At 48.1% G+C, this 19,933-nt stretch carries 21 protein-coding genes; 19 read left to right on the top strand and 2 right to left on the bottom strand.

Annotated elements, in window-relative coordinates; all coding sequences use genetic code 11:
- The first annotated feature begins 2 nt into the window (after positions 1–2).
- The 6 genes from DCMF_RS15040 (at position 3) to DCMF_RS15015 (ending at position 5,748) form a co-directional block, all read left to right on the top strand.
- Positions 3–812 (top strand): Cof-type HAD-IIB family hydrolase, encoded by an 810-nt coding sequence (locus DCMF_RS15040; RefSeq protein ID WP_148135175.1) that lies wholly within the window; start codon positions 3–5, stop codon positions 810–812.
- Positions 813–831: 19 nt separating this feature from the next.
- A complete protein-coding gene (locus DCMF_RS15035; protein WP_148135174.1) occupies positions 832–1,632 on the top strand; it encodes a Cof-type HAD-IIB family hydrolase in 801 nt (266 codons plus the stop codon).
- Positions 1,633–1,816: 184 nt separating this feature from the next.
- Entirely contained in the window at positions 1,817–2,890 is a 1,074-nt protein-coding gene (locus DCMF_RS15030; protein WP_148135173.1) for a bifunctional phosphoglucose/phosphomannose isomerase, read from the top strand.
- A gap of 153 nt (positions 2,891–3,043) precedes the next feature.
- Positions 3,044–4,171, top strand: coding sequence for a coiled-coil domain-containing protein (locus DCMF_RS15025; RefSeq protein WP_148135172.1), 1,128 nt, complete (start codon positions 3,044–3,046; stop codon positions 4,169–4,171).
- Between the two features lie 21 nt (positions 4,172–4,192).
- Positions 4,193–4,861, top strand: a complete 669-nt coding sequence (locus DCMF_RS15020) for a cell division ATP-binding protein FtsE (RefSeq protein ID WP_148135171.1) — start codon at positions 4,193–4,195, stop codon at positions 4,859–4,861.
- Between the two features lie 5 nt (positions 4,862–4,866).
- A complete protein-coding gene (locus DCMF_RS15015) occupies positions 4,867–5,748 on the top strand; it encodes a cell division protein FtsX (RefSeq protein WP_148135170.1) in 882 nt (293 codons plus the stop codon).
- Here DCMF_RS15015 and DCMF_RS15010 read toward each other — a convergent pair.
- Together DCMF_RS15010 and DCMF_RS15005 are read right to left on the bottom strand one after the other, a co-directional pair.
- Entirely contained in the window at positions 5,745–7,214 is a 1,470-nt protein-coding gene (locus DCMF_RS15010) for a sensor domain-containing diguanylate cyclase (RefSeq protein WP_214658629.1), read from the bottom strand. The two genes, DCMF_RS15015 and DCMF_RS15010, sit on opposite strands and share 4 nt — an antisense overlap.
- Before the next feature lie 17 nt (positions 7,215–7,231).
- Positions 7,232–8,104 (bottom strand): glycine betaine ABC transporter substrate-binding protein, encoded by an 873-nt coding sequence (locus DCMF_RS15005; protein ID WP_214658628.1) that lies wholly within the window; start codon positions 8,102–8,104, stop codon positions 7,232–7,234.
- Between the two features lie 381 nt (positions 8,105–8,485).
- On the opposite strand from DCMF_RS15005, the gene DCMF_RS15000 reads away from it, so the two are divergent.
- From DCMF_RS15000 to whiA, 13 genes are all read left to right on the top strand, one after another.
- Positions 8,486–8,902, top strand: coding sequence for a SoxR reducing system RseC family protein (locus DCMF_RS15000; RefSeq protein ID WP_148135167.1), 417 nt, complete (start codon positions 8,486–8,488; stop codon positions 8,900–8,902).
- A 62-nt stretch (positions 8,903–8,964) separates the two neighbouring features.
- On the top strand, positions 8,965–10,281 hold the full coding sequence (gene rsxC / locus DCMF_RS14995; protein ID WP_148135166.1) for an electron transport complex subunit RsxC: 1,317 nt from the start codon (positions 8,965–8,967) through the stop codon (positions 10,279–10,281).
- 13 nt (positions 10,282–10,294) lie between these two features.
- Positions 10,295–11,287: an RnfABCDGE type electron transport complex subunit D gene (locus tag DCMF_RS14990; RefSeq protein ID WP_148135165.1), complete on the top strand. Its 993-nt coding sequence runs from the start codon at positions 10,295–10,297 to the stop codon at positions 11,285–11,287.
- A 4-nt stretch (positions 11,288–11,291) separates the two neighbouring features.
- On the top strand, positions 11,292–11,867 hold the full coding sequence (locus DCMF_RS14985; protein WP_148135164.1) for an RnfABCDGE type electron transport complex subunit G: 576 nt from the start codon (positions 11,292–11,294) through the stop codon (positions 11,865–11,867).
- A 3-nt stretch (positions 11,868–11,870) separates the two neighbouring features.
- On the top strand, positions 11,871–12,503 hold the full coding sequence (gene rsxE, locus DCMF_RS14980) for an electron transport complex subunit RsxE (protein WP_148135163.1): 633 nt from the start codon (positions 11,871–11,873) through the stop codon (positions 12,501–12,503).
- Positions 12,503–13,084: an electron transport complex protein RnfA gene (locus DCMF_RS14975; protein WP_148135162.1), complete on the top strand. Its 582-nt coding sequence runs from the start codon at positions 12,503–12,505 to the stop codon at positions 13,082–13,084. Before rsxE ends, DCMF_RS14975 begins: the two co-directional genes overlap by 1 nt.
- A gap of 25 nt (positions 13,085–13,109) precedes the next feature.
- Positions 13,110–14,012 carry an RnfABCDGE type electron transport complex subunit B gene (gene rnfB, locus DCMF_RS14970; RefSeq protein ID WP_148135161.1) on the top strand — a complete coding sequence of 301 codons (903 nt, stop codon included), beginning with the start codon at positions 13,110–13,112 and terminating at the stop codon, positions 14,010–14,012.
- 106 nt (positions 14,013–14,118) lie between these two features.
- Entirely contained in the window at positions 14,119–15,195 is a 1,077-nt protein-coding gene (locus DCMF_RS14965) for an FAD:protein FMN transferase (protein ID WP_214658627.1), read from the top strand.
- Positions 15,179–15,553, top strand: a complete 375-nt coding sequence (locus DCMF_RS14960; RefSeq protein ID WP_148135160.1) for a NusG domain II-containing protein — start codon at positions 15,179–15,181, stop codon at positions 15,551–15,553. The genes DCMF_RS14965 and DCMF_RS14960 overlap by 17 nt, the downstream gene beginning before the upstream one ends.
- Positions 15,554–15,588: 35 nt before the next feature.
- Complete coding sequence (locus tag DCMF_RS14955) at positions 15,589–16,323, top strand: PHP domain-containing protein (RefSeq protein ID WP_148135159.1); 735 nt, start codon at positions 15,589–15,591, stop codon at positions 16,321–16,323.
- 295 nt (positions 16,324–16,618) lie between these two features.
- Positions 16,619–17,512, top strand: coding sequence for an RNase adapter RapZ (gene rapZ / locus DCMF_RS14950; RefSeq protein WP_148135158.1), 894 nt, complete (start codon positions 16,619–16,621; stop codon positions 17,510–17,512).
- Positions 17,509–18,801 (top strand): gluconeogenesis factor YvcK family protein, encoded by a 1,293-nt coding sequence (locus DCMF_RS14945; protein ID WP_148135157.1) that lies wholly within the window; start codon positions 17,509–17,511, stop codon positions 18,799–18,801. The genes rapZ and DCMF_RS14945 overlap by 4 nt, the downstream gene beginning before the upstream one ends.
- 132 nt (positions 18,802–18,933) lie before the next feature.
- Positions 18,934–19,896, top strand: a complete 963-nt coding sequence (gene whiA / locus DCMF_RS14940) for a DNA-binding protein WhiA (RefSeq protein WP_148135156.1) — start codon at positions 18,934–18,936, stop codon at positions 19,894–19,896.
- Positions 19,897–19,933 lie beyond the last annotated feature (37 nt).

Below are 19,933 nucleotides of genomic sequence, written 5' to 3'. Positions count from 1 at the left end.
AAATGAGCTTTAAACTAATTGCCGTAGATTTGGATGACACTTTGCTGGACAGTAAGTGCTGCATTTCTCCCCGCGTTAAAGAGGCCATGAAGAAGGCACGCTCCCAAGGGGTCTTTGTCACATTTGCCACCGGCCGCATGTATGCCTCTGCCGTTCTTTATGCGCAGGAGCTGGGCATTGATCTTCCACTCATCACTTACCAGGGAGCTTTGGTAAAAACCTCTGCAACCGGGGAGGTATTGCTGCACAAGACCATTCCTTTGGACTTGGCAAGAGAAGTGATTCAAGAAGGGGAAAAAGTAGGGCTTCAAACATACATTTACTTGGATGACCGGCTTTATGTGTCCGTCATCACACCGGAAGTGGCGGCCTATGAAAAAATGATCCGGGTTCAGGCAACTGCGGTAGGAGACCTAGGGCACTTTTTAAACCAGGAACCTACAAAAATATTATATTTATGGCCGGAGGGAGACCTTTCGGCTCTATGGAACAGAATGACGGATTTATTTGGCCGCCGCCTTTACATGACCAAATCGGCACCCTGCTATGTGGAATTTACCCATCCTGAAACAAGCAAGGGAAACGGGTTGCGGGCAGTAGCGGATTATTTGGGCGTGAAGAAAGAGGAAATTATCGTTTTCGGCGACAGTTACAATGACTTGGACCTGTTTCGACAGGCCGGCTTTGCCGTGGCTATGGGAAATGCCTGGGATGAGGTAAAGAAAGCGGCTGATTATGTAACTTGTTCCAATGATGAAGACGGCGTGGCCGAGGCCATAGAAAATCTTGTTTTACGATCCCCCCATGAATAACTGAAGGAGCAGCGAAAAAATGAACTATAAACTGATTGCCGTGGACCTGGATGATACTTTACTGGATGACCGGTGCCGGATTTCTCCCCGGTCCAAAGACGTAATTCAACAAGCCCAAGCAAAAGGAGTCCAGGTAACCCTGGCCACCGGCCGGATGTACCGGTCCGCCCTGCCCTTTGCCCTGGATTTGCATATCGATGTTCCCCTCATTACCTACCAGGGCTCTTTGGTAAAAACATCCGTGACAAAAGAAATATTGTACCACAGGACTGTGCCGGCAGAACTGGCCAAAGAGGTAGTTGCTCTGGGAGAAAGAGAAGACCTGAGCATCAATGTCTATCTGGATGATGATCTATACGTACATAAAATAACTTCCGAAGTCAGGACCTATTGCCGGCTGGCCCGGGTACCCTATCAAGAAGTAGGAAATCTGTCCTCTATTTTGGACCGGGACCCTACCAAGCTGCTGTTTATCGGCGCGGCGGAAAAGTTGGATCATCTTTGGATCAAGGTGAAAAAAATATTTGGCGACCGGCTTTATATTACTAAATCAAAACCGCAATATCTGGAATTTACCCATCCCCAGGGGACCAAAGGGCATGGACTGAGTGCAGTCGCCCGGCATTTAGGGGTGCAAAAAGAGGAAATTATCGCTTTCGGCGATAGTTTTAATGACTTGGAATTATTCCGGAATGCCGGTTTTGCTGTTGCCATGGCAAACGCCCGGGATGAAATCAAAAAAGAAGCCCATTACGTGACTGGTTCCAACAATGAAGAGGGCGTGGCCAGGGCGATAGAAAAGTTTGTGCTCTGTTCATAAATACCTCTTTTTTGTAATAGACTAAGGAAGTCAAAATGTAAAACCGTTTTCAAGGTGGCAAGGGCAGAGCAAGAGAAAAATAGCAAGGACGATCTGTTTCGACAGGAAAGTGCTAAATGATTTGGTATTATTGTTGAGGAAAGATCCATATTCCATACCTAAATCTAAAGGGGGATACCGCTGCATGCAATATCAGGTTAACCTGGATGACAGGGAAGCATTAAAAACCATTGACGGGGGTCAGATGCTGGGGGCTTTGGCCGGCTTGCCGGACCAGTGCCGGGGAGCGGTTGCGCTGGCCCGGAACCAGGAAATTAATTATTCCCGAAGCTTTCAAAACGTTGTTGTTACGGGCTTGGGGGGCTCTGCCATCGGCGGAGATTTTCTAAGAGTTTTCTGTGCCGACAAGTCTCCCGTGCCGGTGACGGTGAACCGGGACTATCATCTGCCGGGCTATGTTAATGAACATACCCTGGTTTTTGCCGTCAGCTACTCCGGAAACACGGAAGAAACCTTAAGCGCCTATGAAGAGGCCAAGGCAAAGGGGGCTGCTGTTGTTGCTGTTACCAGCGGAGGTAAATTGGCTGATTTAGCCCAAAAAGACGGCATCCCTTTTCTGGCCATTCCCGGCGGTCTGCAGCCCCGGGCGGCCACCGGCTATCTCTTTTTGCCCCTGTTAATCGTGATGGAAAAACTGCACCTTATTTCCGTCCTAACCGATGATCTGGAGGACTTAGGCAGGGCTTTGGAAGATATGGGCCGGAGGCTGGCCCCTGAAGTAGAAGAAACCAATAACCCGGCGAAACAATTGGCGAAACTGTTTTATCAAAAAATCCCGGTGATTTGGGGTGTCTCAGGTACCACAGAAACGGTGGCCATGCGCTGGAAGGGCCAGATCAATGAAAACAGCAAAGCGCCCGCATACTTTAACGTGCTGCCGGAACTAAACCATAACGAAATTGTGGGCACGGAAGCACCGGCAGAATTGTTAAAAAAGATAGAACTGGTTTTTCTCCACTCTCTTGATGATCACCCCCGGGTCGAGAAAAGATTTGAGATTACCAAAGAAATTATCGGCGAGCGGGTCAGCGGCATCACGGAAATCTGGGGAGAAGGAAATTGCCTCCTGTCCCGGATGTTCACCCTGACCTATTTGGGAGACTACACCAGCGTTTACCTGGCTATTTTGTACGGAATCAATCCCAGCCCGGTAGAATTAATTACACTGCTCAAAAATAAATTGGCGGAATCATCCTAATGCGGGTTACATACCCGCATTTTTTTTGCCCATTAAGGGGGTAAAGGAACGTTTTCTGAAAAAAAGATGTCAGAATGGAAAACACTCTGGTAAAATGAGAGTACAGTCGAAAAAAAGAGCATTTAGGTGTAAGCTAAGTGGGGGGCAAACTACATGCTCAATGCAGGAAAGATAAAATTAGGTTTGGTTTCCAGCATGGCCCTGGTTTTTCTTTTGATGCTTTTCTCTTCCGGCACGGTGGCGGGACAAACAGAACCTTTTTCGGCCATGGAAGAAAGGCTGACCGGACTTTCTGATCAAAAAAGGGAGGTCCTGGAAAACCTATTTGCCATGGAGCAGGAGATAGAAGAAGCGGAGAGAGCGGAAGAGGCCATGTCCCGGGAGATGGAAACCATGCACGGGGAAATAGCAGGGTTGGAGAAAAGGATTGCCGACGGGGAAGCAGCCTATGATCAAAAGCGGGATACCTTGAAGCAGGTCCTCCGAACCTATCAGCGCTTGGGACCGGGGTCTTACATAGAAATTATTCTGGATGCGGAAAACCTGACCATGCTTCTCAGAAGGATCAATACTTTGCGGGACCTTACCCGCAACACGGGAGAGCTTTTGGACACGCTGGAGGAAAGCAGAGAGAGGCTGTCGGCTGAAAAAGCGAAGTTAGGGGAAAAGCTTGCTCTGTTGCAAGAGAAACAGGAGCAATTAAGAGCATCCTTAAGGAAGAAATTACAGTTAAAAGAGGATCAGGAGAAGTATCTGGCCTCTCTGGAGAAAGAGAGTGCCGATTACCGGGAATATCTGGGGGAGATCCGGCAGGTGTGGGGTCAACTGAAGCCTTTATTCCAAGAGACAACAAAGGAAATTTCCCGTATCATCGCCGCGGGCAGCTTTCCCCCCGATGCCTTGAAAACAACCTTTACCTTTCCCGTCCTGAAGGGGTCCCTGGGTGAGGAAACCTTTAATGGGATTCTAAAAGGGCATGCCGGCCTTCCGGAAATAGTGTTTCGCTTTCACCCGGGTAAGGCGGAAATGAGCTTGCCCCAGCAAAATCTGGTCCTGACAGGGACTTTTGTGATTCAGGAGGGGGATATTCTAAAATTTCAGGCCCAAGAAGGCAGTTTTTACGGGCTGCCCCTGGAAGCCGCGGCCATTGAAGATTTGTTCCGGGACGATGCTCTGGTCTTTAATTTTCATACGGTAATGGGGGGCAGCATCCTGCAAGGGATCCATATTCAGGAAGGCTCCCTGGAATTAGAGATTATCATCCCTACATTATTCAAGTAGATACCGGGAGGCGAGGGAAAAATGATTGAAGCAAAAGGGGTTTGTTTGCGGTATCCTGACGGCACCGAGGCCTTACATCAGATTGACCTGGAAATCGGGCCCGGTGACCTGGTCTATCTTACGGGGCCCAGCGGTTCGGGGAAAACCAGCCTCTTAAAACTTTTTATGGGCATGGAGTATCCCACATCCGGCACATTAAAGGTGCTGGATCAGCCGGTGACGAAAGATCAGGCAGGGAATATCAGGCGCCTGAGGAGGGTGATGGGACCCGTGTTCCAGGAATTCAGGCTGATCAGAGGGAGAACGGCCCTGGAAAATGTGATGCTGGGCATGCGGTTTCTGGACCTCCCTCCTGCTCAAATAAAAGAGAACGCCGGCACCGCACTGGTGAAGGTGGGTTTGGCGCATAAGGTCCTTTCCCGGGTGGAAAACCTGTCCTGGGGGGAGTGTCAGCGGGTGGCCATCGCCAGGGCGGTGGCCCGGAAGCCGGCCGTAATCCTGGCGGATGAACCGACGGGCAATCTGGACCAGGACAATGCGTTGAAGATCCTGGAACTTCTCACTTCTTTCCAAGACCGGAAAACCGCGGTGATTATTACCACCCATGCCACTCATTTGATTGGGCACCAAAACGGCGGCACGTTGATCCGGCTGGACCGGGGAAACATGCACTGGGAAAGGCTAGGCTGACCGCTATGAGGATTCTTTCTAATACAGGTTACTTTTTAAAAGAAACCAAAATCATCGTCCAATTGAATTTGCTTTCCCATATTTTTTCCCTTTTGAGTACGGGACTGATTGTTTTTATCCTGGCCATGGTCATTTCCGGCTGGTGGGTGAGCAGTCAAGTGGTGGCAGCCATCCAGGGAGAGGCGGAAATCAACGCCTATTTTGATGAAAACATGGCTCCTGGCGCTGTTGGCCAGTTGATGGAACGGATGAAGGGGATCCCGGGTGTGAGGGAGGTACGGCTGGTCGATCAAGAGGAAGCCTATGAGCGGATGGTGGAGATTCTGGGCAAAGAAGCCCGGGTCTTGTCCTTATTCGATGAGAATCCTTTCAGCCCTTTCCTGGAGGTGAAAATCGACCTGGCGGAAATGGACCCCATCCTGAAAGGGTTAGCGTCGATGCCGGGGATTGAATCCGTCCGGGATAACAGGGAAGTATTGGACCGCCTGCGCAGTATGGCGGGAGTTTTGCGGTATTTGGGGTGCCTGATTGTTGCTGCTGTAGGCATATCCGTACTGGTGATCGTCTCCCATATCATCAGGCTGGGCATATACAACAACAGGGAGCAAATAAATACCTTGAGACTGCTGGGGGCGCCCGAAATTTTCATTGCCTTTCCCTTTGTGCTGGAAGGATTATTCTTAACCCTGGGAGGCAGCATCCTGGCCGCGGCCATGTCCGGGCTGGCCTTAAAATTTGTTTATGCCCAGATGGCGGGACCCCTTCCCTTTATTCCCCTGCCCCCCCTGGACTTGCTGGTTACGGGCCTGGTAATTCTGGTGATCTCTTTGGGCGTACTTTTGGGGATTGCCGGCAGCCTATTCGGATTGTTGTCCGCAAGGAGCTAAAAGGACACCGTGTTGCGTCCGGCATTTTTTGCCCGGTATAAAGCGGCATCAGCCCTGTTCAGAAGAGCTTCAAAGTTTTTATCGGTACGGGCCAGAAAGGCGATACCGATACTGACGGAAAAGCGAAAGGGGCCCTTTTCGGCATCAATCTGCAGTTGGGAAACGCTTTCCAGAATCCGGTGGGCGATCACAAGAGCCATTTCTTCCTGGATGTCCATCAGAAGCACGGCAAATTCATCTCCCCCCAGGCGGCAAAGAATATCATCTTTGCGAATAGCCTGATTAAATTCTTCGGCCACTTTTTTTAAAATCATGTCGCCTACGGCATGTCCTTTGGTGTCGTTGATTTCTTTGAATTTATCAATATCGATCATAAAAAGGGATAAACTTCTCTGCTGTTCTCTGGCGCTCTCAAAGGCGTTCTGGGAACTTTCAAAGAAAAATTTCCGATTATGGATACCGGTAAGATAATCGGTGACGGCTTCTTTTTTTAATTTCTGCTGGACGATTCTCAGTTCATAAATATTCATCAGCAAGATGGCAATGGAGAGGAGACAGCTGATCAAAAAAATGTAGAGAATTACCCGCATGGTTTTGTAAAAAGGTTCCAATACTTCCTTTTTGTCAATTAGTTGAATAATGCCCCAGTGGTTGATGTCCAGCACCTGATAGGTTAAATAGTATTCCCGGTGATTTAACTCAATCTCTTCATACTCTTTTTCTTTTGCTTTCAAAGGCCCCAGGTAGGGGAGCAAATTGGTCAAACTGATTAATTCTTTGTTTTTGGGGTTTTCACTGGTGAACACAGTGGTGCCGGTGCTTGTTAATAAATAATTTTTGCCGTTTTTGCCTATGACAAAATTCTGCATGAGGGGGGGAAGGGAATCCAACGAAATATCCACAGAAACAAATCCCTTGATAGTGCCTTCCTCCCGAAGCGCTTTCACACAGGAAATGGCCAGCGTATTGGTGGTATATTCATAATAGGGCTGGGAAAAGGCGGCTTCCCGTGAGGCTACAGCAGGCTGATACCAGGGCCGGATGTTGGCGGCAAATGATGTGTCGGTGATGATTTCGGAACTATCCAGGCAGAAGTTGGCCGCCTCATTGGAGACCCAGGCTAAATAAATGGTGGGATTGGCTGCCTGGATATTCCTTAGCGTTTTCAATACCCGGGGATACAAAGGATGGCTCCAAATGTCTTTTCTGGTTCTGACCTCTCTTAAATACTCGTGGATTTCGTTATTGGTTTCCAACTGCTCTGCAATCAGCTTTGTCTGGACAAAAACATCCGATATCCTGATATTGGTAATTTCTTTCAATAAGAGAATTTGTTTGATGGCATCTGCTTTCATTTTTTCATAGACTATTTTTTCAATCAAGATAAAGGTGCAGGTAAATAATAAGACAATGATGATCAGGCTTCTGATCAATATTTTGTTCTTGGAGATGGGCCCTACTTTCATAACGCCTCCGGATGCGGCTACTGAATGTTTGACAGCCAAGCATCAACCAACTTTTTATTTTTTTCCGCCCACATGGTCATGGATTCCTCACGGTTTTGGGAAGAATCGTTTTGAATGAGGAGAAGCTCATCCAGCTGTTGCTGATCGAGTTGAAAATTATATAAAAATTGCGCCACTTGGGGAAAATCATCGGCAAAACCTTTACGGGTAACGGTATGGAGACTTTCTGCCCCCCCATAAATAAACAGAGGGTCGTCAAGAAATTTTAAATCCCATTTGGCAAATTTCCAGTGGGGAGACCAGCCGGTAACCACAATCCATTCCTTGCGGTCAATGGCATTTTTTAATTTTTCCACCATTTCCGGGCTGCTGGAGGTAATCAGTCTAAAGTCCAGGCCATATTCTTTAATGGCCTTTTGGGTACTTTTAATAATACCGGCCTCAGGTTCGATGCCGATGATGGTACGGTGAAAGGCATCTTTCTCATCGTTTAGCTGCGTAATACTATTGATGGTGACATAGGCGGGCACGACCAAACCGGTTCTGGCTCCGGCAAAATTATCTCCTAAATTTTCAATCTGGCTGCCATACTGATAAATGAATTTTTCGTGGGTAATGGGCAGCCAGCAGTCCAGAAAAATATCGCATCTTCCCTCTGCCAATGATTGAAAAACATCATCAACCTTGAGCGGCTTTACTTCTACCTGATAATTCATTTCGTTTTCCAGGATTACTTTGATCAGTTCTGTCATACAAAGACTTTCCGGCCAATCTACCACGGCTATTTTGATCTTACCCTGGGTATGCTGGCTGCATCCGGAAAGATAAAATGCTAAGAGGGTAGTTACCAGCATCATGATCAAGGTGTTTTTACGCTTAATCCTACTCACCTCCAGCAAAAGAAAAAGAAATGAATATCTCGGGCATTCCATATTTTATTACTATTTCGATAACTTTCCTACTTATACAAAATTCTACAACTTAGATCTTTTTCCTGCCAAATAGAATTGTTTCCTGTAGAAGATGGAAGAGATTACATCTACCCTTAGGTATCTTGTTAGAGTAATATGGAACTAGAAAGGGAAATACCAAACAGGTTTTGTCTGATTTGACAAATTTTCAGATAGCAGGACTTGTCCCAACCTTTAAAAATTTGTCATGTTTGTTAAATAAAAAGACGAAATTGTGATTTGCACTTTTAAACACAATCATTATTTGCTATAATCACAACGATGTATTATAGCCATAGTGTCTAGAAAGCTGGGATGGAAATGATGCAAGAACAAGTAGGCGTAGTACTTGAGGTATCCGGAAGTATGGCGAAAGTGAAAGCGACCAGGCATAGCGATTGTGAAAATTGTGGTGCGTGTCCGGGTAACCAGGCCATGGTTCTTGAAGCACGGAATCCTGTTGGGGCTAAACCGGGACAGCGTGTGGCCTTTGAGGTGAAGGAAGTAAACATGCTCAAAGCAGCCTTTATTGTTTATATGCTCCCGCTGGTCGCCATTTTTTTAGGGGCCTGGGGGGGAAATTGGGTGAGCCATCACTTTGGGCTTCCTGTGTTACTGCTTCAAATCACCGGGGGATTACTGGCTTTTATTTTGTCAGTTATCTATATTAAATTTTTTGACAGCGCCGCCCATGGCAACAGCCAAATGCAGCCTGTCATCACCCGCATTTTATCCTAGGCACGGCATAATTTTTCCTCAGGCGTTACCACATATTTTTTGTTAAGGAGAGGTGTGAAAAAATGCACAAAAGTTTCCGCGGCGGCGTGCACCCCAATGATCGGAAGAACTATTCCGCTGATATACCGATCGAGCTTGCACCACTGCCAAAGAAGGTTGTTATCCCGGTAAGCCAACACATCGGCGCACCGTGTACTCCTTTGGTCAAGAAAGGAGATGCGGTGAAAAAAGGGCAGCTGATTGCCAAGAGTGACGCTTTTGTCTCCAGCCCTGTCCATGCTTCCCTTTCCGGGACAGTGGTAGATGTAGCAGAATATCCCCACCCGGTATCCGGCAGGGCCCAGGCCATCGTCATTGAGAACGACGGATTGGATGAATGGGTGGAAGGCCTTCCTTTGGAACGGGATTGGCAGAAATTAAGCCCTGAAGAGATGCTGAAGATAGTTCGTGAGGCAGGAATCGTCGGTATGGGCGGCGCAACCTTTCCCACCCACGTGAAGCTGGCACCGCCGAAAGAGAAAAAAATCGACTATTTAATCATCAACGGGGCAGAATGTGAGCCTTATTTGACATCGGATTATCGGGTGATGCTGGAATGGACGGACCGGATGGTGACCGGTGTCCAAATTACCATGAAAATATTAGGTGTTTCCAAAGGTTTCATTGGTATTGAGGATAATAAGCAGGATGCGGTGCAGGTGTTGAAAAAGGCCTTTTCCGGCACCAATGTGGATGTGGTGGTCTTGCCCACCCGGTACCCCCAAGGTGCGGAAAAAATGCTCATTAAAATGCTGGTGGACCGTGAAGTACCCTCGGGCGGATTGCCCATGGATGTAGGTGTCGTCGTGCAAAATGTGGGTACGGTGGTAGCCATTTGTGATGCCGTAACCAGGGGAATTCCCCTGATTGAAAGAGTTACGACGGTTTCCGGTTTGGCTGTGGCCCAACCGAAAAATCTTTTGCTCAGAGTGGGCACCACCTTTGCCGATGTCGTAGAGTTATGCGGCGGCTTAAAAGAAAAACCGGAAAAAATTGTCATGGGCGGACCGATGATGGGGATGGCCCAGCATACTTTGGAAGTCCCCGTGATCAAAGGTGTTTCCGGCATCTTGCTGCTGGCCAAAAAAGAAGTAAATGAGGGGAAAGAAGGACCCTGTATCCGGTGCGGACGATGCGTGGAAGCCTGTCCTATGGGTGTGATACCCAGTATGTTTAGTATCCTGGGACAACAGGGACGTTTTGTGGAAGCGAAAGAAGAGTACCATGTACTGGACTGTTGTGAATGCGGAAGCTGCGCTTATGTTTGCCCGGCGAAACGGAATATCCCTCATTATGTTCGCTTGTGTAAGGCACAAAATGCGAAGGCAGCAAATAAATAGGAGGTGAGAACAGATGAGTGTGAATTTGGAAACGAATATGTTAACCGTATCTCCTTCTCCCCATATTCGGACAGAAGAGTCAATTCCGAAAATTATGTGGAATGTTAATTTAGCGGTAGCCCCTGCGGCATTATTCGGGATTTTCTATTTTGGGCTTCCCGCCTTGATCACCATTGCCGTGAGTATCATCTCGGCAGTAGGGACAGAATATCTGATTCAAAAATGGCAGAAAAAGCCCGTCACCATTAACGACGGTAGCGCCTGTGTCACCGGTTTGCTGCTGGCCATGTGCTTACCCCCTCAAATCCCTTTTTATATGACGGCTATCGGTGCTTTTGTGGCCATTGCCATTTCCAAGCACACCATGGGTGGTTTAGGCTTTAACATTTTTAATCCGGCCCATATCGGACGGGCGATCTTGATGGCATCCTGGCCCGTGGCCATGACCACCTGGAGCGCAAATTCCTTAAGCAAAGTGGATGCCTTGACCACGGCTACCCCGTTGAATATTTTAAAACAACACGGATATGACCAATTAATCCAGGTATTCGGCAGCCAGTCGGAATTATATAAGGCTTTATTCTTAGGCACCAGAAACGGCAGTTTGGGGGAAACCTCCACTATTTTGCTGCTGTTGGGCGGTTTGTATCTCATCTATAAGGGCTACATCAAATGGCAGGTTCCCGTGTGCATGATTGGCACGGTGGGACTTTTGACCTGGATCTTCGGCGGCAGTGCCGGATTATTTACCGGTGATCCTCTTTTCAACATGATGGCCGGCGGCTTATTCATCGGTGCTTTCTTTATGGCCACAGACATGGTGACCGTACCCATTACCACCAAAGGACAAATTATTTTTGCCGTGGGTGCCGGTTTTATTACAACTCTTATCAGGTTAAAAGGCGGTTATCCGGAGGGGGTTTGTTACTCCATCCTGCTGATGAACTGTGTGACGCCTCTCATCGACCGTTATGTTCGGCCTGTTAGATTTGGGGCAAGGAGGTAGAGAAATGTCTGACGCACATGTGCACGCTCATGAAGGGCAAAATGACAGCCTTTTTAAGATTGCGCTCAACTTAACATTAGCTTGTTTTATTTCCGGGGCCATTATTGCCGGAACCTATGCTTTCACCAATCCCATTGCCGAGAAGAAAATGGTGCAGTTAAAAGAAGATGCTATGAAAGATTTGGTGAAAGATGCGGAAACCTTTCAACCTGTGGAGGGGAAAGATAACTGGTATGTAGCCGTCAAAGGCGGTGAAGAAATTGCCTATGTGGTACCAGGGGAAAGTAAAGGCTACGGGGGAAAAATTGAAATGCTGGTGGCCGTGACCCCGGACGGCAAGGTGATCGATTATAACATTATTAAAATGAATGAGACACCCGGCCTGGGAGATAAAGGGGCGAAAGAACCTTTTAAAACCCAATTTGCCGGTAAAGCAGCGGAACAATTGGAAGTGACCAAAGATCCGTCCAATCAAGAGAATATTCAGGCCTTGACCGGTGCCACCATTACCTCCCGGGCGGTTACCAAAGGTGTGCGGGACGCTGTGGAAGAAGTTACGGAATTTACGGGGGTGAAATAAGCAATGAGTGAAAAACAATCCGTGTGGGCAACTTTTAAATATGGTGTCTTTGAGGCCAATCCTATTTTCGTTCTTGCTTTAAGTCTTTGCCCGGCATTGGCTGTGACCTCCAATATTATCAGTGCTTTAGGGATGGGCTTTTCCGTGATGTTTGTCATCACGGCCAATAACGTGGTAATCTCCATTGTGCGGAAATGGGTAAATCCTAAAGTACGGGTTCCCGTGTATATTACTTCCATTGCCACCATTGTTACTTTAGTGCAGCTCATTTTGCAGGCCTTCTTTCCCACCTTGTATCAAGAGTTAAGTATTTATCTAGCGCTGATTGTGGTGTTCGCCATTATTCTGGCCCGGGCGGAAGTGTTCGCGTCCAAAAACACGGTATTCCCCTCTTTCCTGGATGGTTTTGGCATGGGAGTGGGCTTTACCGGGGCGATGCTGTTAATTGCGGCAATTCGTGAATTGTTTGGCAACGGAACTTTAGCAGGGATCCAGATCTTCGGGTCCTGGTACAATCCGGCCTTAGTGATGATTTTGCCTCCCGGTGGCTTTATCACCATTGGCTTATTAATTGCCTTGTTTAATTTAATTAAGCAGCACCGGGCGAAACTTCGTAGTCAAAGGGGTGAGGCATAATGGCGGAATATTTTACCCTGTTTATGGGTGCGGTAATTGTCAATAACTTTGTATTAACCAGATTTTTAGGGCTCTGTATCTTCTTTGGCATATCCAAAAACTTCAGCGCTTCCGTCGGCATGGGGATGGCCGTTACTTCCGTAATGACCTTAAGCTCCATTTTGGCCTGGGTCGTTTACAACTATGTGCTGGCCCCCTACAACCTGACCTTTTTAACGACGGTGGTATTCGTGGTTTTGATCGCCAGCTTCGTGCAGCTGCTGGAAATGATTATTAAAAAGCATGCCCCTACTCTGTACGGCATGTGGGGGATTTACCTTTTGCTCATTGCCACCAACTGTATCGTTTTAGGGGTACCTTTAATCAATGCGGAATCCAACTTTAATTTTATCAAGAGTGTCATTTACGCCATTGGTTCCGGTGTCGGTTTTGCCGTAGCGATTATTTTGATGGCCAGCTTACGGGAAAAGCTGCAGTACGCAGATGTACCGAAACCGTTACAAGGGCTTGGCATTGCCTTTATTCTGGCAGGAATGCTGGCGTTGTCCTTCCTTGGGTTCTCCGGCATGATTCCGCAATAATCTAAAGGAGGGGAGGAGATAAAATATGAATACTTCAATTCTGATTTTAATCGTGATGACGGCCATTGGATTGTGCTTTGGGTTAATCCTGGCTTTTGGGAATAAAAAGCTGGCCATTGAAATGAACCCGTTGATTCACATTGTGGAAGATGCCCTGCCCAAGGGCCAGTGCGGGGCCTGCGGGTATGCCGGCTGTCTGGCTTATGCGGAAGCGGTGGTCCTTGATCCGGATGTACCCCCCAACATGTGTATTCCGGGCAAAGAAAAGGTAGCAAAAATTGTTGCCGAACTGACCGGAAAAACCGCGGAGGCCGTTGAACCAAGGATTGCACAGGTGAAATGTGCCGGTTCTCATGCCAAGGCAGTGATCAATTACAACTACGACGGTGTTCAGGATTGTGTGGCGGCCAATCTTTTATTGGGCGGGCCCAAGTCCTGTAAGTATGGCTGCCTGGGCTTGGCTACCTGCGTGAAGAATTGTCCTTTTGATGCCATGACCATGAGTCCGGACGGGCTGCCTGTGATCGATCCCAATAAGTGTACCGGCTGCGGCAAGTGTGAAACGGTTTGTCCGCGCCACGTGATTTCCATGCTCAATCTCAAAGCCCATGTCCGGGTGAATTGTAATTCCAAAGATAAGGGTCCGGTGGCGAAAAAAGCGTGCACCGTGGCATGCATTGGTTGCTCCCGCTGTGCCAAAGATTGCCAGTATGGGGCCATCAAGATTGAAAATAACCTGGCTGTGGTCGATACCCACGTTTGCCTGGAAAAATGTGATAATGCCACCTGCCTTGCCAAATGTCCCACGGGGGCGATTAAACCTGCCGTATTCGGGATTGTACCCGGTACGGAAGGACAGGAGAGCATTGATGCCATCTGCAAAGTATGTGCGCCTGAGGCAAAAACAACACCGCCGCCGGCCATGTAATACTTACGGAATAAAGCACCCGTCCCGGGTGCTTTATTTTTTTCTTTCAGGTGTGCTATATTAATAATATGAGAATGATTTTGATAAGCTAAAGATGAGGTGCAGGATGGGTAGACAAAACAGATTTATGATCATGATTGCTTTATTGCTGGTAAGCAGTTTGACCTTGTCCGGCTGCAGTCTGCTGAAGCAGACAAAAGAATACGCCAGACAGGAGTTCCTTATGGATACCGTGATCAGTATCACGGCTTACGGGGAAAATGAAGCGCAGCTAAAAAAAGCTGTCGACAGCGCCTATGAGGAAATGAACCGGATCGCCCTGCGCACAGACCGCTTTGCCAAGCCTGATACACCTGCTTATGAAGCCAGTGAGATCTGCAGGATCAATGAAGAAGCCGGGAAAAAGCCTGTGCGTGTCAGCGATGATGTTTATAACATGATTGAACTTTCCTTAAAATATTACAAAATGAGCGGCGGTGTTTTTGATATTACCATTGGGCCGCTCATGGATTTATGGGGTTTTGGCAAAAGCAGCCAGCCCCACGTGCCCTCCGATGCCCAAATCAAAGAAAAGCTGCCCCTGGTGGACAGCAGTCAGGTGATTTTAAATCAAGAACAGCACACAGTTTATTTAGCCAAACCCCAAATGTCCCTGGATCTGGGGGGAATTGCCAAGGGTTATGCCGCGAGAAATGCGGGCGAAGTCTTAAAACAAATGGGCGTCAAACAGGCTTTAATCAATGCCGGGGGGAATATCGTCGTCATCGGCAAAAAGGATGATCAAGAGCCCTGGAAGATTGGCATTCAAGATCCCAGAGACCCGGAAAATATCGTCGGCGTGTTATCCTTAGTTGATGAGACTTCAGCCACTTCAGGAGATTACCAGCGCAATTTTACGGAAAATGGGGTACTCTATCACCATATTCTTTCGCCCAAAACAGGAAAACCGGCGCGAGATACCTGGAGCGTTACCGTTGTGACCAAGAATCCCGGCATTTCAGATGGATTAACAACCACATTGTTCGTCTTAGGACCGGATGAGGGGTTGAAATTTCTCAAGAATTTTCCCGGGGTAGAAGCTTTTTATGTGGGGGCAGACAAAAAAATCCGGGTTTCCCCCGGATTAAAAGATCAGGTTACGGTTGAAGCGGGGGAAAAATATCTTTATGACGAAAAGAGATAAAGGTTTGGTGGGGGGAATTGCCCTGATCGCTTTGCTCAGTTTTCTTTTTACTTCCGGTTTATTTAAACAGGATAGTTCCGGCACGGCCGTCATTAAAGTGGGCGGCAAAGCGATTGAGGAAGTTAATCTGATCAAGGAGCAAGGAGAAAGACAATTTATTGTGCAAGGTGTGATCGGTCCCACCACGGTAAAAATAAAAGACCATCAGATCAGTATTGTGACCGCACCCTGCCGGGATAAGATTTGTGTGCACCGGGGCTGGATTAAAAACCATGGAGAAGCAATTGTCTGTGTACCGAATCAGGTTGTCATCGAAATGAAAGGAAAGCGGGCCAACCTGGATGATATTACCCGATAGCAAAGATCATGTGAAGGCAAAAACGGAGGTAAACGATGAAAATCACAGGGGATTTTCATACTCATTCTAAATACAGCGACGGGCGGCATACCATTGTGGAAATGGTTGACGCCGCACGGGCGAAAGGATTGGGGACCATTGCCCTTACAGACCACGGACCCTCCAACATCGGTACGGGTGTGCGGGCAGCCCAGACTTACCTGGTGATCAAGGATGAAATCAGCAAGCTTCAGGAAAATCGTCCTGATATCCGGATTCTGACCGGAGCGGAAGCGGACGTGGTTAGCTGTGCAGGTGATATTGATGTGCCTCAGGATGTGGTGAAGCAGCTGGATCTCCTGTTAGTGGGCCTGCATCCCTATGTAAAACCCAAGGGGTGGAAAGACGGATTCACTTTTGTGCTGGGGAACCAGATCGCCAAACTGGTTCCTCCCTTACAGAATCGGATGAAAAGTATCAATACCAAAGCACTGGTAGAAGCGATGCATAAACATGATGTGCTGGCTATTACCCATCCAGGGCTGGGCATGCCCCTGGATTTGGACGAAGTGGCCAGAGCCTGTTTGTCCACCAATACCGCTTTTGAGATTAACACCGGCCACAATTTCCAGAAGGTGGAGGACATTAAACGGGTGAGTGAAAAAGGCGTAAGCTTTATCGTCAATAGCGATGCCCATTTTACCAAAAGCGTGGGCAATTTGGAGACGGGCCTGGCTTTGCTGGCCCATGCCAATGTCCCGCCGGAGCAAATCATCAATGTGGAGATGTGAAAAGATCGAGTACCGGTTTCCGGGAAAACCAGAAGTGATGGGAGCCGGTCTGGATTAACTGGAAGCAGCCTGTTAATAAAGTTAAAGAAACATTTCCTGTTCAGAAAAATTCATTGACAATTATCATGGGACCGTTGACAATTGAATTAGGGGTTTGGTCTTCTCGGGCGGGTTTTGTTTTTCATACCCGGCTCCCGGAAACCGGTTCCCGGATCCCGAAAAATAAAACTATCGGATTGGAATAAGGTTTATTGCGCAGGGACTTGAAGGTGCAGCGAGAAGGGGGTGCGCACACATGCAGGAATCAAAACACCGGGAATTTCAGATCGAGATCATTACCGGGATGTCCGGCGCCGGGAAGTCGCAGGTGATCCATTCTTTGGAGGACCTGGGGTTTTATTGTGTGGACAATCTACCGCCTACCCTGATTCCCAAGTTTACGGAACTGATCTCCCAGTCCCGGGGAAAGATGAATAAAGTCGCTTTAGTGATGGATATCCGGGGCGGCGAGTTTTTTCCCGCCTTGTTTGAAGCCCTTTCTCAATTAAGGTCAAAAGAGATCAATTACGAAATCATTTTCCTGGAAGCCTCTAATGAAACTTTGGTCCGGCGCTTTAAAGAAACCCGGCGGCGCCATCCCCTGGCTCCTCAGGGCAGAATTTTAGAGGGCATCACCCAGGAGAGAATCATGCTTCAAGAGCTGCGGGGCATGGCGGATAAGATCATCGACACTTCCGATTTAACGAACCGGCAGCTCAAGGACCAGGTGCTGGAATTGTTTTCCGAAAACAAGCAGGGTCAACTGTCCATTACCATCATGTCTTTCGGGTATAAATACGGGCTGCCCCTGGATGCGGATCTCATCATCGACGTGCGTTTTCTTCCCAACCCTTTCTACAACGAAACCCTGCGGCCCTTTACCGGGGAGCACGAGCAAGTGAAAAATTTTGTTTTAACCCATCCTGTGGCGAAAACCTTTTTGCGCAAGTACATTGGTTTGCTCAATTTTTTAATTCCTCATTATGCCGCGGAAGGGAAAACCCATCTGGTCATTGCCATTGGCTGCACCGGAGGTCAGCACCGGTCTGTTACTTTGGCCAATCGCATCGCCAAAAGCCTTGTGCGCAGAGGGTACCATGTTTCCATCTCACACAGGGATATTTTAAAAGCGGGTGTGAAACAAGAATGAATTTTTTGCGCTGGTTATATCCGGGATTAGGCTTAAAAAGATGGATTCTGGTCATTATTTTTGGCCTTTTTTGTGCTGCCGAAGGCTTGGCCGTGGCGCAAGGTTCCGAACTGATCAGCCTTCTGGAACGGCCCTTACTAAAAATTGTATTGGGGTTAACGGGAGACACTTTTCGCATCGCGGCCGGCACCAGCATTGTGATTGCAGGTGTGGCGGTGATGGGCCTGGGTTTTCGGCAGTTGATGCGCAATGTGTTAACCGGTCTATTCCCGGGCACCGGTTCCCGGTGGGGGGAAAAGCTGCTCCTCCAGCATCAGTTGAAGAAAGGGCCTAAAATAGTCGCCATCGGCGGCGGCACCGGATTATCCGCTTTGCTGCGTGGGTTGAAAGAGGTGACCAGCAATATTGTGGCGATTGTCGCCGTGACGGATGATGGAGGAAGCTCGGGCCGGTTAAGAGGCGATCTGGGGGTACTTCCTCCGGGTGATATCCGGAACTGTTTAGTGGCATTGGCTGACCGGGAAAGTGCCATCGAAAGGCTGTTTAATTATCGCTTTTCTCAGGGATCGGAGCTGGCCGGTCATAGTCTGGGCAATCTCCTTCTGGCGGGCTTAACCCAGGTTACCGGTGATTTTTCCGCTGCCGTCCAGGAGGTGAGCCGGATCCTGGCGGTGAAAGGTCAAGTACTTCCTGTCACTTTGGAGGATACGGTCTTAAAAGGGGAAATGGAAGACGGCAGGATTGTCACCGGGGAAACAAGTATGGTGGCCGATTCCTGCCGGATTAAGCGGGTTTTTTTAGACCCTGCCCATTGCACCCCTCTCACGGAAGCAATTGAGGCCATCTTGGCTGCGGATGCGGTGATTCTGGGACCAGGCAGCCTTTATACCAGTGTGATTCCCAATTTATTGGTGCCGGGGATTGGGCAAGCGATCCGGGCATCAAAAGCAAAGGTTTATTATATCTGCAATATTATGACCCAGCCCGGGGAGACCGACGGCTTTTACGCATCTCACCATGTGCAGGCGATTTTGGATCACTGCGGACCGGGTTTAATTGATAAAGTGATTGTCAATAATGAGGAGATTTCTCCCAAACTGAAGGCAAAATACCTTGCTCAGGGAGCGGAGCCGGTGCAGGCAGATTTTGCCCATCTCAAAGAACTGAAAGTGGACGTGATCCAGCATCCTCTCAGTGCCCAGAATGATCTGGCCCGGCATGATCCCCAAAAAATTGTCCAGGTGCTTCTGGAAGAAATTCCCGGAAACCTCGCTTCTTTATTTAAATAGCCCCTGTCAGGGGGGTCTCCTGACACCTTCCCGCCGTCAAAAAGCCCTTCCCCCGGACGCTTCTGACAAATGGAAAATGGCCCTTGGTTAAGGGTGCTGTTTTTATGTTATAATATATCAGAGGTGGTTGGGGTGTCTTTTTCGGTCAAAACAAAGGATGAATTGGCCCACATTATTTCCTATAAACGGTGCTGCCAGTTGGCTGAATTTGTAGCCTTGATCAGGATGGACGGTACCATACAAATCAGCTCCTATCAAAAAGTGTCCATTTCCGTGATTACGGAAAACGCTGCCGTAGCGCGCAAGATATTTAAACTGGCGAAAGAATTATTTGATATCCAGACAGAGATCCTGGTGCACAGAAAAAGCAGGCTAAAAAAGAACAATGTCTATTCTATCCGTATTCCCCCCCAGCCTCAGGTCGGGCAAGTATTACATATTTTAGGACTAACAGATCAGAATAATCATTGGATTCCGGATTTTCGGGATACCTTTCCCCGGAGCCTGGTGAAAAATCAGTGCTGTAAACGGGCTTACTTGCGCGGGGCCTTTTTAGGGGGAGGGTCGGTGAATAATCCGGAAGGGACCTATCATCTGGAGATTATCACCAATGATAGCGCCCATGCAGAAGCGATTGCCGCGCTGCTTCAGGACTTTGACCTCACCGCTAAGATCAGCAGACGGAAAAACTGGTACGTGGTTTATCTCAAAGAAAGTGAACAAATTGTCAATTGCCTCAACATCATGGGGGCCCATCATGCCTTGCTGGACTTTGAAAATACCCGGATTATGAAGGACATGAGAAATCAGGTCAATCGCCTGGTTAACTGTGAGACCGCCAATTTAAACAAAACGGTAAATGCGGCGGTGCGGCAGATCGAGTCCATTAAGATCATTCAGTCCGTCATGGGGCTGGATAAGCTGCCCACCGCTTTAAGGCAGGTGGCGGAACTGCGCCTGGCTTATCCGGACATCAGTTTGAAAGAATTAGGTGAGGCGGCCACACCCAGGTTAGGCAAATCAGGGATCAGTCACAGAATGCGAAAATTAGAGATGATTGCAGAAAAAATCCAAGGGCAAAAAAATAAAATTTAAAAAGGTGAATAAGTTTTAAGGCTTTTATTGTTGAAAT

The sequence above is a fragment of the Candidatus Formimonas warabiya genome (genome assembly GCF_002777255.1).
GTDB lineage: Bacteria > Bacillota > Dehalobacteriia > Dehalobacteriales > Dehalobacteriaceae > Formimonas > Formimonas warabiya.
This window is presented reverse-complemented; position numbering and strand designations above follow the sequence as displayed.

Coding starts and splice junctions, on each gene's coding strand:
- DCMF_RS15040 (WP_148135175.1), top strand. CDS start 3: ATGAGCTTTAAACTAATTGCCGTAGATTTGGATGACACTTTGCTGGAC.
- DCMF_RS15035 (WP_148135174.1), top strand. CDS start 832: ATGAACTATAAACTGATTGCCGTGGACCTGGATGATACTTTACTGGAT.
- DCMF_RS15030 (WP_148135173.1), top strand. CDS start 1,817: ATGCAATATCAGGTTAACCTGGATGACAGGGAAGCATTAAAAACCATT.
- DCMF_RS15025 (WP_148135172.1), top strand. CDS start 3,044: ATGCTCAATGCAGGAAAGATAAAATTAGGTTTGGTTTCCAGCATGGCC.
- DCMF_RS15020 (WP_148135171.1), top strand. CDS start 4,193: ATGATTGAAGCAAAAGGGGTTTGTTTGCGGTATCCTGACGGCACCGAG.
- DCMF_RS15015 (WP_148135170.1), top strand. CDS start 4,867: ATGAGGATTCTTTCTAATACAGGTTACTTTTTAAAAGAAACCAAAATC.
- DCMF_RS15010 (WP_214658629.1), bottom strand. CDS start 7,214: ATGAAAGTAGGGCCCATCTCCAAGAACAAAATATTGATCAGAAGCCTG.
- DCMF_RS15000 (WP_148135167.1), top strand. CDS start 8,486: ATGATGCAAGAACAAGTAGGCGTAGTACTTGAGGTATCCGGAAGTATG.
- rsxC (WP_148135166.1), top strand. CDS start 8,965: ATGCACAAAAGTTTCCGCGGCGGCGTGCACCCCAATGATCGGAAGAAC.
- DCMF_RS14990 (WP_148135165.1), top strand. CDS start 10,295: ATGAGTGTGAATTTGGAAACGAATATGTTAACCGTATCTCCTTCTCCC.
- DCMF_RS14985 (WP_148135164.1), top strand. CDS start 11,292: ATGTCTGACGCACATGTGCACGCTCATGAAGGGCAAAATGACAGCCTT.
- rsxE (WP_148135163.1), top strand. CDS start 11,871: ATGAGTGAAAAACAATCCGTGTGGGCAACTTTTAAATATGGTGTCTTT.
- DCMF_RS14975 (WP_148135162.1), top strand. CDS start 12,503: ATGGCGGAATATTTTACCCTGTTTATGGGTGCGGTAATTGTCAATAAC.
- rnfB (WP_148135161.1), top strand. CDS start 13,110: ATGAATACTTCAATTCTGATTTTAATCGTGATGACGGCCATTGGATTG.
- DCMF_RS14965 (WP_214658627.1), top strand. CDS start 14,119: ATGGGTAGACAAAACAGATTTATGATCATGATTGCTTTATTGCTGGTA.
- DCMF_RS14960 (WP_148135160.1), top strand. CDS start 15,179: ATGACGAAAAGAGATAAAGGTTTGGTGGGGGGAATTGCCCTGATCGCT.
- DCMF_RS14955 (WP_148135159.1), top strand. CDS start 15,589: ATGAAAATCACAGGGGATTTTCATACTCATTCTAAATACAGCGACGGG.
- rapZ (WP_148135158.1), top strand. CDS start 16,619: ATGCAGGAATCAAAACACCGGGAATTTCAGATCGAGATCATTACCGGG.
- DCMF_RS14945 (WP_148135157.1), top strand. CDS start 17,509: ATGAATTTTTTGCGCTGGTTATATCCGGGATTAGGCTTAAAAAGATGG.